General features: G+C 67.4%; 10 protein-coding genes. 8 read left to right on the forward strand and 2 right to left on the reverse strand.

What is annotated here, in order from left to right; all coding sequences use genetic code 11:
* Positions 1–96 precede the first annotated feature (96 nt).
* The 3 genes from EJO71_RS07930 to EJO71_RS07940 are packed head-to-tail and all read left to right on the forward strand — an operon-like array spanning position 97 to position 3835.
* The gene (locus EJO71_RS07930) at positions 97–1572 is read left to right on the forward strand and encodes an alkaline phosphatase (protein ID WP_125948515.1); all 1476 of its coding nucleotides are present in this window, start codon (positions 97–99) and stop codon (positions 1570–1572) included.
* Between the two features lie 32 nt (positions 1573–1604).
* Complete coding sequence (locus tag EJO71_RS07935; RefSeq protein WP_171022544.1) at positions 1605–3128, forward strand: alkaline phosphatase; 1524 nt, start codon at positions 1605–1607, stop codon at positions 3126–3128.
* Complete coding sequence (locus tag EJO71_RS07940) at positions 3125–3835, forward strand: hypothetical protein (RefSeq protein WP_125948514.1); 711 nt, start codon at positions 3125–3127, stop codon at positions 3833–3835. Before EJO71_RS07935 ends, EJO71_RS07940 begins: the two co-directional genes overlap by 4 nt.
* Before the next feature lie 143 nt (positions 3836–3978).
* On the opposite strand, the gene EJO71_RS07945 is transcribed toward EJO71_RS07940, so the two are convergent.
* Entirely contained in the window at positions 3979–4467 is a 489-nt protein-coding gene (locus tag EJO71_RS07945; RefSeq protein ID WP_125948513.1) for a DUF1854 domain-containing protein, read from the reverse strand.
* Entirely contained in the window at positions 4464–6761 is a 2298-nt protein-coding gene (locus EJO71_RS07950) for an ABC transporter ATP-binding protein (RefSeq protein WP_125948512.1), read from the reverse strand. The genes EJO71_RS07945 and EJO71_RS07950 overlap by 4 nt, the downstream gene beginning before the upstream one ends.
* Before the next feature lie 139 nt (positions 6762–6900).
* Here EJO71_RS07950 and cphA (EJO71_RS07955) point away from each other — a divergent pair, with 139 nt between their 5' ends.
* The 5 genes from cphA (EJO71_RS07955) to EJO71_RS07975 all read left to right on the forward strand — a co-directional run bounded on the left by cphA (EJO71_RS07955) (position 6901) and on the right by EJO71_RS07975 (position 13410).
* Positions 6901–9153, forward strand: a complete 2253-nt coding sequence (cphA, locus tag EJO71_RS07955; RefSeq protein ID WP_240651340.1) for a cyanophycin synthetase — start codon at positions 6901–6903, stop codon at positions 9151–9153.
* A gap of 72 nt (positions 9154–9225) precedes the next feature.
* On the forward strand, positions 9226–11793 hold the full coding sequence (gene cphA / locus EJO71_RS07960; protein ID WP_125948510.1) for a cyanophycin synthetase: 2568 nt from the start codon (positions 9226–9228) through the stop codon (positions 11791–11793).
* A 261-nt stretch (positions 11794–12054) separates the two neighbouring features.
* Positions 12055–12465 carry a hypothetical protein gene (locus EJO71_RS07965; protein ID WP_125948509.1) on the forward strand — a complete coding sequence of 137 codons (411 nt, stop codon included), beginning with the start codon at positions 12055–12057 and terminating at the stop codon, positions 12463–12465.
* 67 nt (positions 12466–12532) lie between these two features.
* Positions 12533–13000, forward strand: coding sequence for a hypothetical protein (locus EJO71_RS07970; protein WP_125948508.1), 468 nt, complete (start codon positions 12533–12535; stop codon positions 12998–13000).
* Positions 13001–13137: 137 nt separating this feature from the next.
* Positions 13138–13410, forward strand: coding sequence for a hypothetical protein (locus EJO71_RS07975; protein ID WP_125948507.1), 273 nt, complete (start codon positions 13138–13140; stop codon positions 13408–13410).
* The last annotated feature ends 9 nt before the right edge of the window (positions 13411–13419 follow it).

The raw sequence follows: 13419 nt of genomic DNA on the forward strand, positions 1-13419 counted from the left end.
TCTCGTCACGCGCGGGTCATTTGACGTCTTTAGATTGCATCCCCAGAAATGGTGCACGCCCGGTGCACTACTCGAATAACCACCCGAGGGAATTGCATGACCCAACGCTACATCGCCCCAGCGCTGCTGGGCGCCTCACTGCTGCTGTCCGCCTGCGGCGGCAGCAACAACAACGGCATCGTGCTGCCGTTCAATCCGCCGCAAACCACCACGCCAGCGCCGGCCGCGCAGCCCCAGAAGAACGTTCTGTTCTTCCTGGGCGACGGCATGGGCATCACCACCATGACCGCCGCGCGCATCTACAAGGTCGGCGAAGACGGCGACCTCACGATGGACACGCTGCCCGAGACGGCCTTCGTCCACACCTACTCGAACGACGCCCAGGTGACCGACAGCGCCCCCTCCATGTCGGCCTACATGACCGGCGTGAAGATGAACAACGAAGTCATCTCGATGAGCGCCGAGACCAAGGCCACGGACGCCTCGGGCAAGGCCTATCACACCAATTTCGACAGCACCTGCCCCTCGGGCAACGGCCAGGCAGTGGAAACGCTGCTCGAGCAGAGCAAGGCCAAGGGCTACGCGACCGGCGTGGTCACCACCACCCGCATCACGCACGCCACGCCCGCCGCCACGTATTCGCACGTGTGCCACCGCGACGCCGAGAACACCATCGCCGCGGCACTGGTGCCTGGCGGCGCCGGCTACAACGGCAAGCTGGGCGATGGCGTCGACGTCTTCTTCGGCGGCGGCACCGACTACTTCACGGCCAAGGAGGACGGCGGCAAGCGCACCGACAAGCGCAACCTGATCGCCGAGCTGAAGACCGCAAAGTACAGCTTCGCCGCGAACAAGTCCGAGTTCGACAAGCTGCCGGCCGACGGCGCCACCAAGATCGCCGGCCTGTTCACCAAGAGCCACATGGCCTATGACCTGGACCGCGACGCCACCAAGGAACCGAGCCTGGCCGAAATGACCGGCAAGGCCATCGACGCCCTGGCCGCGCGCAAGAAGGGCTTCTTCCTGATGGTGGAAGGCGGGCGCATCGACCATGCGCTGCACGCCACCAACGCGCGCCGCGCCCTGCAGGACACCGGCGCCTTCGACGACGCCATCAAGCTCGCGCTCGACAAGATGCAGGCCATCGACCCGGGCCTGAAGAACACGCTGGTGGTGGTCACGGCCGACCATGACCACACGCTGCAGCTCAACGGCTACGCCGCTCGCACCGGCAAGACCGAGGCGGGCAAGCCGGGCGTGCTTGGGCTGGTGAAGAACTACGCGGATACCAGCAAGAACAGCACGGACGTGAACGGCAATCCATACACCATCATCGGCTTCGGCAACGGCCCGCGCCGCCTCCTCACACGCGGCCCGATCGACGATGCCGACGTGGAAAGCCCGGACTACAAGCAGGAAGCCGTGGTACCCATGGACGCGGCCAGCGATTCCGAAACCCACGGTGGCGCCGACGTGTTCCTCGGCGCGCAAGGCCTGGGCGCCGACAACTTCTCCGGCGTCATCACCAACACCGACGTGTTCGGCCTGATCAAGAAGGCGGTCGGCCTGTGAGAGGCAACCAGCACTCACCGACGAACACAACCATGAACACGACCATGAACCGCATCACCCGCAAAACCCGCCTCGCCGCCGCGCTCGTCTGCGCCGCCGCCGGCACCCTGGCCGGCGCCGCACACGCCGCCGGCGAAGCCAAGAACGTCATCTTCTTCCTCGGCGACGGCATGGGCCCTGTCACCGTAACCGCTGCCCGCATCTACAAGGGCGAGAAGCAGCTGGCCGCCAAGCCCGGCTCGCTGGTGAGCGCCGAGCGCGCCAATCTCGTCATGCAATCGCTGCCGTATGCGGCCCGCGTGAAGACCTATTCGCTCGACGGTCAGACTACCGACAGCGCCCCCTCGATGGCCGCCTACATGACCGGCGTCAAGATGCGCAACGAGGTGATCTCGATGTCTAGCGACACCATGGCCTACGACAGCACCGGCAAGCAGTACTACAACGGCGACAACACCACTTGCCCGCCGACCAACGGCAAGGCCGCCGATACCTTGCTCGAACTCGCCAAGGCCAAGGGCCGTGCGGTGGGTGCCGTATCGACCACGCGCGTCGGCCATGCGACGCCGGCCACTACCTATGCGCACATCTGCAACCGCAACGGCTACAACAACATTGCAGAGCAAAGTGTGCCGGGCCATGCGAACTACAACCCCAAGCTGCTCGATGGCGTAGACGTGCTGATGGGTGGCGGTCAACAGAATTACCTGCCGACGGGGAGTACCAAGCGCACCGACGGCGTCGATCTGGTGGCTGCGATGACGGCCAAGGGCTACACCTACGTCGACACCGGCACCAAGCTCAAGGCCATCGACACGGCTGCCACGGGCAAGCTGCTGGGACTTTTCTCCGCGAGCGAAATGGCCTACGAACTGGACCGCGTCAAGCAGAACCTCGACCAGCCCAGCCTGTCGGATATGACGGAGAAAGCGCTTGGCGTGCTCAGCAAGAACGACAAGGGTTTCTTCCTGATGGTGGAAGGTGGCCGCATTGACCACGCACTGCACGGCACCAATGCCAAGCGCGCACTGGAAGACACGCTGGCCTTCGACGCCGCCATCCAGACCGCGCTCGACTACATGAACAAGAAGGACCCGGGCCTGAAGAACACGCTGGTGGTGGTCACCGCCGACCACGACCACGCAATCGCCTTCAACGGCTACCCGAAGATCGGCAACCCGATCCTGGGCCTGGTCAACGGCTATGCCGACGGCAAGCCCACGAAGGCAGCGGACGGCAAGCCGTACACCACGCTGGTGTTCGGCAATGGCGGACGGCCCAACGCAAAGGTTGGCAGCGATGTCAACGCGGAAGACAGCAACAAGAAGTGGATCGCTCCCGTACGCGGCACCGACCGCGACGATCAGACGACGATGGACACCACCGACGACAACTTCCTGCAGGAAGTCGGCATCAACCTGGGTTCGCCTGGCGCGGAAACGCACGGCGGCGGTGACGTGATGCTGTTCGCTGGCGGCGCAGGCTCGAAGATCTTCAAGGGCACCATGGAAAACACCAAGGTGTTCAACAAGGTCAAGGAAGCGGCTGGCCTGTGACGGTTTTCACGACACTAAAAACGCTGCTGGCGGCAACGGCCCTGGTGGCCTTGCCTCTGGTCGCCAGCGCTGCGGGCGACTCCGCCGCGCCGGACCAGAACCTGCGCATCACGCACCACGTGATGACGATCGGCAAGGACGGCGTGCAGCGCGACAGCCGCTATTCCGACCTGATGTACCGCCGCGCCGGCGCGCTCTGGGTCGAGCGCGAGCTGCCGCCCTCGCTGCGCGAGGACCACGATCACGAAGCCCGCGAGGGCAAGGTGCACATCGGCCACGCGCACGCGGACAACACGGCGGCTCCGTTGTGGGTGCGCCGCGACGATGCCGGCAAGGTTCAGGTGGGCATGGTGCTGCGCCAGCAGCGCAAGCTGATCGAGATCGATGCCGCCAACTACGGCAACGTCGGCTACAGCGGTTCGTGGGCCAATTCGTACTGGCTGGTCGATCCGGCCAGCCTGACGCGCATGAAGGATCTCGGCGCGGCCGGCAAGGGCGTACAACGCTACGAACTCCAGCAGAGCCAAGGCACGCTGCGCATCGAGTGGGACACGGTCGGCCGGTATGCGCGCAAGATCGAGCAGCGCAATGCGCGCGGCACTTCGATCAACGTGATGACCGCTTCGGTCATTCCCGCGCCGAAGACGCTGCCGTGGAAGACCGTCGAAGCCTACGAGCGCGGCGATTACTCCGATCTGCTGGACTGAACAACAAGCTCACCCCCAGGCCTCGCGCACTTCGTGTCGCTACGCCCCCCCTTCCGGGGCAACACCTGAGGCCCGGCAAAGCCGGTTCCGCGGTGTTTCACGAAAGGGCCTTCGGGCTCTTTTTTTTGGCGGTTAGCTGGCGATCAAAGGAATCGCTCCAGCAGCTTGCGCGATGCACGATCCAGCGTCTTCACATCCGGAATGCGGAACTGCACGCCGTGCGCGCTCGCAATCAGCAGCGCACCGCCCTCGAGCCGGCGGATGTCTTCCTCGGCCTTGAGCACGAAGCTGGTTTCGCCGCGATCGGTGCTGATGGTCCAGGTGCTGGGCACGCCGAAGCTCGACACGCCGTGCAGCTTCAGCAGTGTGGGCGCGAAGTCGCGCACCGCCAGGTCTTCCTCGAGCAACGTCCTGGCTTGCATCGGCAACTGATCGACGCTGTCGATCCAGACCAGTTCGCGCCCTTCGCCTCCAACCAGCGAAATCCCGTGGCCGGGCGCACTCAGCGGAAAAGCCCGCACCGGCACGACGCCAGCGTGGCGTTCGCCCTGTGCATCGGTCAGAACGAGGCGGCCGAAGGCGTCGCGCTCGAGCTGAAAGTCGTTGTTGGTATTGGTGTTGCTGCTGGTCATGCGTCCCCCGCGGGATGGGCTGCGTGGGCGATGGCCACCGGGGCCTGTGCGTTGGCGCGCTCGTCGGCGGCACCTTCGCTCGCGTCGTCGTCGCCCTGGCGCAGCTGCGCCTGATAGAGCCGCCAGTAGGCGCCCTGCTTTGCCATCAAGGCATCGTGCGGCCCGACCTCGACGACCTCGCCGCGGTCCATGACCACGAGCCGGTCGGCCTTGCGCAGCGTAGACAGGCGGTGAGCGATGGCGATGGTGGTGCGGCCCTGCACGAGGTTGTCGAGCGCCTTCTGGATTTCCTTCTCGGTCTCTGTGTCCACCGCCGACGTCGCCTCGTCAAGGATCAGGATGCGCGGGTCGATCAATAGTGCGCGCGCAATGCTGATGCGCTGGCGCTCCCCGCCCGACAGGCCCTGCCCGCGCTCGCCCACCAGCGAGTCGTAGCCGTGCGGCAGCCGCAGGATGAAGTCGTGCGCATGCGCCGCGCGCGCGGCGGCCACGATTTCTTCGCGCGTGGCGTCGGGCTTGCCGTAGGCGATGTTCTGGGCGATGGTGCCGAAGAAGAGGAAAGGCTCCTGCAGCACCAGCCCCACATGGCGGCGGTAGTCGGCCACGGCGAAGCGGCGGATGTCGGTGCCATCGACCTTGATGGCGCCGTCGGTCACGTCGTAGAAGCGGCAGATCAGGTTGACCAGCGTGCTCTTGCCCGAGCCGCTGTGGCCCACGAGACCGATCATCTCGCCAGGCTCGATGCGCAGATCCAGGTCGTGGATGACGGCGCGCGAGCCATAACGGAAACCCAGCCCGCTCATCTCGATGCGGCCCTGCACCCGCTCCACCTTCACCGGATTGGCCGGCTCGGGCACGTTGCTCACGTGGTCGAGGATGTCGAAGATGCGCTTGGCGCCCGCCGCGGCCTTCTGAGTGACCGAGACGATGCGGCTCATCGAGTCGAGCCGGGTGTAGAAGCGGCCGATGTAAGCGATGAAGGCGGTGAGCACACCCACCGTGATGCTGCCGCGCGCCACCTGCCAGATGCCGAAGGCCCAGACCACGAGCAGGCCGATTTCGGTGAGCAGCGACACGGTCGGCGTGAACAGCGACCAGGTGCGGTTGAGCTTGTCGTTGACCTGCAGGTTGTAGGCGTTGGCCACGCGGAAGCGCTCGGCCTCGCGGCGTTCCTGCGCGAAGGCCTTGACCACGCGGATGCCGGGAATGGTGTCGGCCAGCACGTTGGTCACTTCGGACCAGACGCGGTCGATCTTCTCGAAGCCGGTGCGCAGGCGGTCGCGCACGACGTGGATCATCCAGGCGATGAAGGGCAGCGGCACCAGCGTGACCACCGCCAGCAGCGGGTTGATGGAGATCAGGATGACCGCGGTCATCACGATCATCAGCACGTCGTTGGCGAAATCGAGCGCGTGCAAAGACAGGAAAACGTTGATGCGGTCGGTTTCGGAACCGATGCGCGCCATCAGGTCGCCGGTGCGCTTGCCGCCGAAATAGTCCAGCGGCAGGGTCAGCAGGTGTTCGTAGGTGGTGGTGCGCAGGTCGGCGCCGATGCGTTCGGACACCAGCGCCAGCAAATAGGTACGGGCCCAGCCCAGCCCCCAGCCGACCAGCGCGGCAATCAGCAGGCCGCCGAGGTACAGGCCCACGCGCATGGTGTCGATCTTCTGCCCGTTCTGGAACGGGATCAGGATGTCGTCCATCAGCGGGATGGTCAGGTACGGCGGCACCAGGGTAGCGGCGGTGGAGATCAGGGTCAGCAGGAACCCTGCGATCAGCTGCTTGCGGTAGGGCTTGGCGAAGCGGCCCAGGCGCAGTAGCACCCAGGTCGAGGGCGGGGTCTGGAGCTCGGTGTCGGCCGGTTCGTCGCCATCGGCGGTCTCGACGACCTCGGGTGTCTCCTTGGCGACACCAGCCATGCGCTGGCCGAAAAGCTTGAGCAGGCGCAGGGCCGCGATCTGGTTGGCCAGGGTGTAGCGCCAGCGGCCCAGACGGCCCGCAGGCCCCGTCAGGTCGAGGGTTCCGACGCCCGAATGGTCGGAAAGGCGCAGTTCCAGGGTCGTGTCGGTTAGCGGCCACTCACGCCACTGCCCGCCAGATGGGCCGGCCGGATCGAGCGCGATCAGCCTCCGGTCAGTCAAGGCGACTAAGCCGGTGGCGAAGCGAAGTTGGTCGTCGAGGTCAACCGTCAGTGTTACCAGAACGTTTTCCGCGACTGCGAGGCGGTTTTTCAGTGCTTCTGAAGCCGCTTCTGTTTCGCCCTCCCGGGTGCCGACTGGATCGTGATGTTGCATTGTGTTTCTTTGACTCTTGCCCGTCGCGGGCCTCATGGACCGCGTCATGGCGCCTCAAGTCGGGCGCCGATTCTGACCGATAGCCATGGGCGCGCTTGAAGGCGCCGTGGTGCTCGGCCAAAGCACATCGAACGTTTGCATGACCCGTTTCGACGACATCCAACTGCTGCGCATCAATTATTTGCGCGGTCCCAACCTCTGGACCTACCGTCCGGTCCTTGAAGTCTGGCTCGATCTGGGCCAACTGGAAGACTTCCCCTCCAACAAGATCGACGGCTTCACAGACCGCCTGACCGCCCTGCTCCCGGCGCTCATCGAGCACCACTGCGGCGTGGGCGAGCGCGGCGGCTTCATCCAGCGCCTGACCGAAGGCACCTGGTCGGGCCATGTGCTCGAGCACGTCGTCATCGAACTGCTGAACCTGGCCGGCATGCCGACCGGCTTCGGGCAAACCCGCAGCACCTCGGAGCATGGCGTCTACCGCATGGTGTTCCGCGCCCGTGACGAGCAGGTTGCCCGCGTGGCGCTGGCCGAGGGCCATCGCCTGCTGATGGCGGCCATCAACAACGACCCTTTCACGGCCGCCGACGTGCAGAAAGCCGTCGACGCCGTCAAGGCCAAGGTCGAAGACTGCTACCTCGGCCCGAGCACCGCTGCCATCGTGGCCGCCGCCACCGACCGCGGCATTCCCCACATGCGCCTGAACAGCGGCAACCTGGTGCAGCTGGGCTACGGCGCCAACCAGCAGCGCATCTGGACTGCCGAGACCGACTACACCAGCGCCATCGGCGAATCGATCGCCAGCGACAAGGAGCTGACCAAGTCCCTGCTCGCGAGCTGCGGCGTGCCCGTACCCGAAGGCCAGGTGGTGGCCGATGCCGAGGAAGCCTGGGAAGCCGCCGAGGACATCGGCCTGCCGGTGGTCGTGAAGCCCTCTGACGCCAACCACGGCCGCGGCGTCTCGCTCGAGCTGACGACCCGCGAGGAAGTCATCGCCGCCTTCGCGGTGGCCGAGCCCGAGGGCAGCGACGTGATGGTCGAGCGCTTCATCCGCGGCCACGAGCATCGCTTGCTGGTGGTGGGCGGCGAGGTGGTGGCTGCCGCGCGCGGCGAGATCATCACCGTGACCGGCGACGGCAAGGCCAGCGTGCGCGAGCTCATCGACAAGCAGCTCAACAGCGACCCGCGCCGCGGCGCCGAGGAAGAATTCCCGCTCGACGTGATCGTGATCGACACCGACGCCAAGCTGCAGCTCGAGCTCAAGCGCCAGGACCTGGACGCCGACGCCGTGCCGACCGCCGGCCGCGTGGTCACGATCCAGCGCAACGGCAACATGGCCAACGACTGCACCGACCAGGTCCATCCCGAAGTCGCGCACGCCGCCGTGCTGGCCGCCCGCGTGGTGGGCCTCGACATCGCCGGCATCGACCTCGTGGCGCAGGACATTTCCAAGCCTCTCGGCCCGCAGCGCGGCGCCATCGTCGAAGTCAACGCCGGCCCGGGCCTGCTGATGCACCTGAAGCCGGCCGTCGGCTCGCCGCGCCCGGTGGGCCGCGCGATCTGCGACCACCTGTTCCCCAACGACGCGCCCGGGCGCATTCCCGTGGTCGGCGTGGCCGGCTCGCGCGACACCGCCGTGCTGGCACGCCTGGTGGCCTGGCTCATCAACCTGGGCGGCCGCCACACCGGACTGGCCTGCCGCGACGGCCTGTTCCTGGAGCGCCGCCGCGTCGACGCGCGCGACAGCGCCAACTGGGAAGCCGGCCACCGCCTGCTCGTGAACCGCGCCGTGCAGGCCGTGGTGATCGAGAACGGCGCCGAGACCATCCTGCGCGATGGCCTTTCCTATGACCGCTGCGAGGTCGGCATCGTCACCGACCTCGACGGCTGCGAAGCGCTGGCCGACTACGACATCACCGAGAGCGACCAGATGGTCAAGGTGCTGCGCACGCAGGTCGACGTGGTGCTGCCCGAGGGCACGGCCGTGCTGAATGCCGCCGATCCGCGCGTGGCCGGCCTTGCGCCGCTGTGCGACGGTGCCGTCATCCTCTATTCGGCCGACGCGCAGGCGCCCGAGCTCGCCGCGCACCAGACCGCCGGCGGCAAGGCCGTGCTCGTGCGGCAAGACCGCGTGGTGCTGGCCAATGGCAGCAGCGAATCCTTCCTGCCGGGCCTCGGCCGGCTGACCGTGTGGCGCGCCACCCATGCCGGCGTGAGCCTCGAAAGCCTGCTGGCCGCCGTGGCCGCGGCCTGGGCGATGGGCATTCCGCTGAACCTGATCGGCGCCGGTGTGGAAGCCTTCGAGGCCGACCTGCAGGCCGCATTGGCCTCGCTGCAGCTCTCGCAAACGCAGCCTCTTTCGTCGCAACACCCCCAACCCCAACTTGCCTGACGTGCACGGCCGCCTCTGCCGAGGCGGCCGCATCACTCGCCTCACAGAATCCGCGAACAGAGCCGCAGCCCCATGAAAGTCACCCGCACCCGAGCCCTTCGCGGGCCCAACCTCTGGAGCCGCCACACCGCCATCGAGGCAGTCGTGGCCTGCCAGGGCGACGAGAACGCCATCAGCAAGCTGAACGGTTTCGAAGACCGCCTGCGCGCACGCTTCCCCACCATCGGCGAGCTGCATCCGATGGTGCTGGGCCAGCCGCTGGCGCTGGCCCACGTGCTGGAGAACGCCGCCGTCGCGCTGCAGGCGCAGGCCGGCTGCGCGGTCAACTTCGGCCACACCTCGCCCACCGTGGAAGAAGGTGTCTACCAGGTCGTGTTCCAGTACAGCGAGGAGGCCGTGGGCCGTCGCGCTGTCGAGCTGGCCGAGCAACTCATCGCCGCCGCGCAGGCCGACACCCCCTTCGACGCCGACGCCGCCATTGCCGAACTGCGCGACCTCGATGAATCCGAGCGCCTGGGCCCGAGCACCGGCTCCATCGTCGATGCCGCCGTGGCGCGCGGCATTCCGTTCCGCCGGCTCACGCGCGGCAGCCTCGTGCAGTTCGGCTGGGGCTCCAAGCAACGCCGCATCCAGGCCGCCGAGGTCGACAGCACCAGCGGCGTGGCCGAATCGATCGCGCAAGATAAGGAGCTGACCAAGCAGCTGCTCAACGCCGCCGGCGTGCCCGTGCCGCTGGGCCGCCCCGTGACCAGCGCCGAAGACGGCTGGGCCGCGGCCAACGAGATCGGCCTGCCGGTCGTGGTGAAGCCGCAGGACGGCAACCAGGGCAAGGGCGTCACCGTCAACATCAACTCGCGCGATGAGCTGTTCGCAGCCTACGACTCGGCTGCCGTCTACGGCGAGGTGATGGTCGAGAAGTTTCTCCCCGGCTTCGACTTCCGCCTGCTGGTGGTGGGCGACCGCCTCGTGGCCGCCGCGCGCCGCGATCCGCCGCAGGTGATCGGCGACGGCAGCTCCACGGTGCGCCAGCTGGTCGACACCGTGAACCTCGACCCGCGCCGCGGCGAGGGCCACGCCACCTCGCTCACCAAGATCCGCCTGGACGACATCGCCATCGGCCGGCTCGAATCGCAGGGCCTCACGCCCGACAGCGTGCCCGCGCGCGGCCAGCGCGTGGTGCTGCGCAACAACGCGAACCTCTCCACCGGCGGCACCGCCACCGACGTGACCGACACCGTGCACCCCGAAGTCGCGGCGCGTGCCGTCGACGCGGCGCAGATGGTCGGCCTGCACATCTGCGGCGTCGACATGGTCTGCGAGAACGTGCTGCGTCCGCTCGAAGAGCAGCACGGCGGCGTGGTCGAGGTGAATGCCGCGCCCGGCCTTCGCATGCACATCTCGCCCTCGTTCGGCCGCGGCCGCGCGGTCGGCGAGGCGGTGATGGACACCCTCTTCGCCCACGGCGACGACGGCCGCGTCCCCGTAGTGGCCGTCACCGGCACCAACGGCAAGACCACCACCGCGCGCCTCATCAATCACCTGCTCGCATCGAGCGGCCTGCGCACCGGCATGACCAACACCGACGGCGTGTACGTCGACGGCCGCCAGACCGACAGCGGCGACTGCAGCGGCCCGAAGAGCGCTCGCAACGTGCTGATGCACCCCGACGTGGATGCAGCCGTGTTCGAGGTGGCCCGTGGCGGCATCCTGCGCGAAGGCCTCGGCTTCGACCGCTGCCAGGTGGCAGTGGTCACCAACATCGGCAGCGGCGACCACCTGGGCCTGAACTACATCACCACCGTCGAAGACCTGGCGGTGCTCAAGCGCGTGATCGTGCGCAACGTCTCGCCCGACGGCTACGCCGTGCTCAACGCGGCCGACGTCAACGTCGCCGCCATGGCGGCCGGCTGCCCGGGCAACGTGATCTTCTTCACCGCCGACCGCATGCACCCGGTGATGGCCACGCACCGCGCACAGGGCAAGCGCACCGTGTACGTCGACCAGGACACGCTGGTGGCCGCCGAAGGCTCGTGGCGCGAGCGCATCGCGCTGCGCGACGTGCCCATCACGCGCGGCGGCACCATCGGCTTCCAGGTCGACAACGTGATGGCCTCGGTGGCCGCGGCCTGGGCCGTGGGCCTCGACTGGGACACCATCCGCAGCGGCCTCGCGAGCTTCCTGAACGACGCGGCCGGCGTGCCCGGGCGCTTCAATGTCATGGATTACCGCGGCGCCACCGTGATCGCCGACTACGGCCACAACACCGACGCGATGCGCGCACTGGTGTCGGCCGTGGACACCATGCCGGCGAAGAAGCGCTCGGTGGTGATCAGCGGCGCAGGCGACCGGCGCGACTCGGACATCCGCGACCAGACGGCCATCCTCGGCGAAGCCTTCGACGACGTGATCCTCTATCAGGACGCGGCCCAGCGCGGGCGCGCCGACGGCGAAGTCATGGCGCTGCTGCGCCAGGGCCTGCAAGGCGCGGCCCGCACGCGCTACATCGACGAGATCCGCGGCGAGTTCGTCGCCATCGACACGGCACTGGCGCGCCTGCAGCCCGGCGACCTGTCGCTGATCCTGGTGGACCAGGTCGAGGAAGCGCTCGCTCACCTCGCACAGCGCATCGCGGCGGGATAAAAAGCTCGCCCCCAGGCTGCGCGCACTCCGTGTCGCTTCGCCAACCCCCTACCGGGGGCGGCGCCTGCGGCCCGGCAAAGCCGGTTCCGCGGCGCCCAGCCTGAAAGTCCGCGCGCTGCCGGACACGTCCCACACGCGGGGGCGAGTCCGGCCCGGTCATCGGCGTGCGGCTGTCCCACAGACTGCCGGCCCCCGCCGACAGCACACTGGGGCTCCGGTCACGCACCTCCCGGAGGTAGCGTGCCCTTACCAGGAGCCCGCATGAGAACAAGCTTTCGTTCCCTTCTTTCCGCCACGGCACTCTTCGCCGCCAGTGGCTTCATCGTCTTCGGCGCGCAGACAGCCAGTGCGCAGGCACCGGGCTCCGACGCCCGCATGCAGAAGGAACGCGCCACCTGCGACGGCGTGCAGCAGGACCGCGCCGCTTGCCTTCGCGAAGCCGGGGCAGCGCGCCAGGAAGCCGGCCGCGGCGGCCTCACCAGCCCCAGTCCGGCGCGCGAGCAGGTCAATGCCCTCGCCCGCTGCAGCGAATTGCCGACCGCCGAACAGCCCGACTGCGAAGCCCGCATCAAGGGCGGCGCCCGCACCACAACCGAAGGCAGCGTGATGGGCGGCGGCGTGATCCGCGAAACCGTGACGCCCCTGCCGCCACAGACGGCACCCGCGCGTTGAATGAACCCGGCCTGTGCCGAGTGGTCCAACGTTTCCCTGGTTTTTTGCTCACCTCAAGGAGTCATCCATGAAAAGCAACACACGTTCGATGCTCTTCACCGTGCTCGCCGTCGGCGCGCTGGCAGTCACCACCGCAGCGTCCGCTGCTTCGCCCCGGCGCGGAGAAGATCCCGGAACCTATCAGCAGGAACTGGCCGTCTGCGGCCACAACCAGCAAGACCGCGCCGCCTGCATCCGCGAAGCCGGCGCCGCTCGCCAGGCGGCTGCGCGAGGCGGCCTGACCAGCGCCCCCGACTACCGCGCCAACGCGCTCGCGCGCTGCGGCCTGCAGCAACCGGCCGACCGCCCCGCATGCGAGGCCCGCGTACTCGGCAGCATGGGCGACACCAGGACCAACGTGGACGGCAGCGTGATGGGCGGTGGGTTGATCCGCGAATCGGTCACCACCACCATGGTGCCGGTGGCACCTCCGCCCATGGAACCGCAACCGATGCCGAGGCCCATGCAACGGCCGATGCCGGCTCCCATGCGCTGACCTGACAGCATTTCTTCAACAGGGCCATTGCCATTTCCACGGGGATGGCGATGCCCCTACTGTCATATTTCTGTCACAAAAGGCCAAGGCATGCTAGCTATAGTTCCCGCTCTCTGCCCACCGAGGAACCCTTTCTCATGAATGCCATCAAGGTCGCTCGCCGATTCATCGAAACGGACCCGGCCAACGAATCGGCCAAGATCCTGGCCCAGCTCGTGTTGGCTCTCGAGTCCGAACGCAGCTTCGAACTGATCACCCTCTACGAACTCGACTACAAGAGCTTCCAGCTCGCCATGGACATCCTGAAGGAGTGGCGTCTCGACCGCTACTACGCCAGCAAGTCCAAGCTCTTCGATCTGTCGCTGCAGGTCAGCGAACTCGAAAAGAGCGCCCCCGCTTCCGAAGCCTGAACGGCTTCC

The sequence above is a fragment of the Variovorax sp. 679 genome (assembly GCF_003952185.1).
In the GTDB taxonomy this organism is placed as follows: Bacteria; Pseudomonadota; Gammaproteobacteria; order Burkholderiales; family Burkholderiaceae_C; genus Variovorax.

Excerpts from the sequence above, each read along its gene's own strand:
- EJO71_RS07930 (WP_125948515.1), top strand. The coding sequence starts at position 97 with ATGACCCAACGCTACATCGCCCCAGCGCTGCTGGGCGCCTCACTGCTG.
- EJO71_RS07935 (WP_171022544.1), top strand. The coding sequence starts at position 1,605 with ATGAACACGACCATGAACCGCATCACCCGCAAAACCCGCCTCGCCGCC.
- EJO71_RS07945 (WP_125948513.1), bottom strand. The coding sequence starts at position 4,467 with ATGACCAGCAGCAACACCAATACCAACAACGACTTTCAGCTCGAGCGC.
- EJO71_RS07950 (WP_125948512.1), bottom strand. The coding sequence starts at position 6,761 with ATGCAACATCACGATCCAGTCGGCACCCGGGAGGGCGAAACAGAAGCG.
- cphA (WP_240651340.1), top strand. The coding sequence starts at position 6,901 with ATGACCCGTTTCGACGACATCCAACTGCTGCGCATCAATTATTTGCGC.
- cphA (WP_125948510.1), top strand. The coding sequence starts at position 9,226 with ATGAAAGTCACCCGCACCCGAGCCCTTCGCGGGCCCAACCTCTGGAGC.
- EJO71_RS07965 (WP_125948509.1), top strand. The coding sequence starts at position 12,055 with ATGAGAACAAGCTTTCGTTCCCTTCTTTCCGCCACGGCACTCTTCGCC.
- EJO71_RS07970 (WP_125948508.1), top strand. The coding sequence starts at position 12,533 with ATGAAAAGCAACACACGTTCGATGCTCTTCACCGTGCTCGCCGTCGGC.
- EJO71_RS07975 (WP_125948507.1), top strand. The coding sequence starts at position 13,138 with ATGAATGCCATCAAGGTCGCTCGCCGATTCATCGAAACGGACCCGGCC.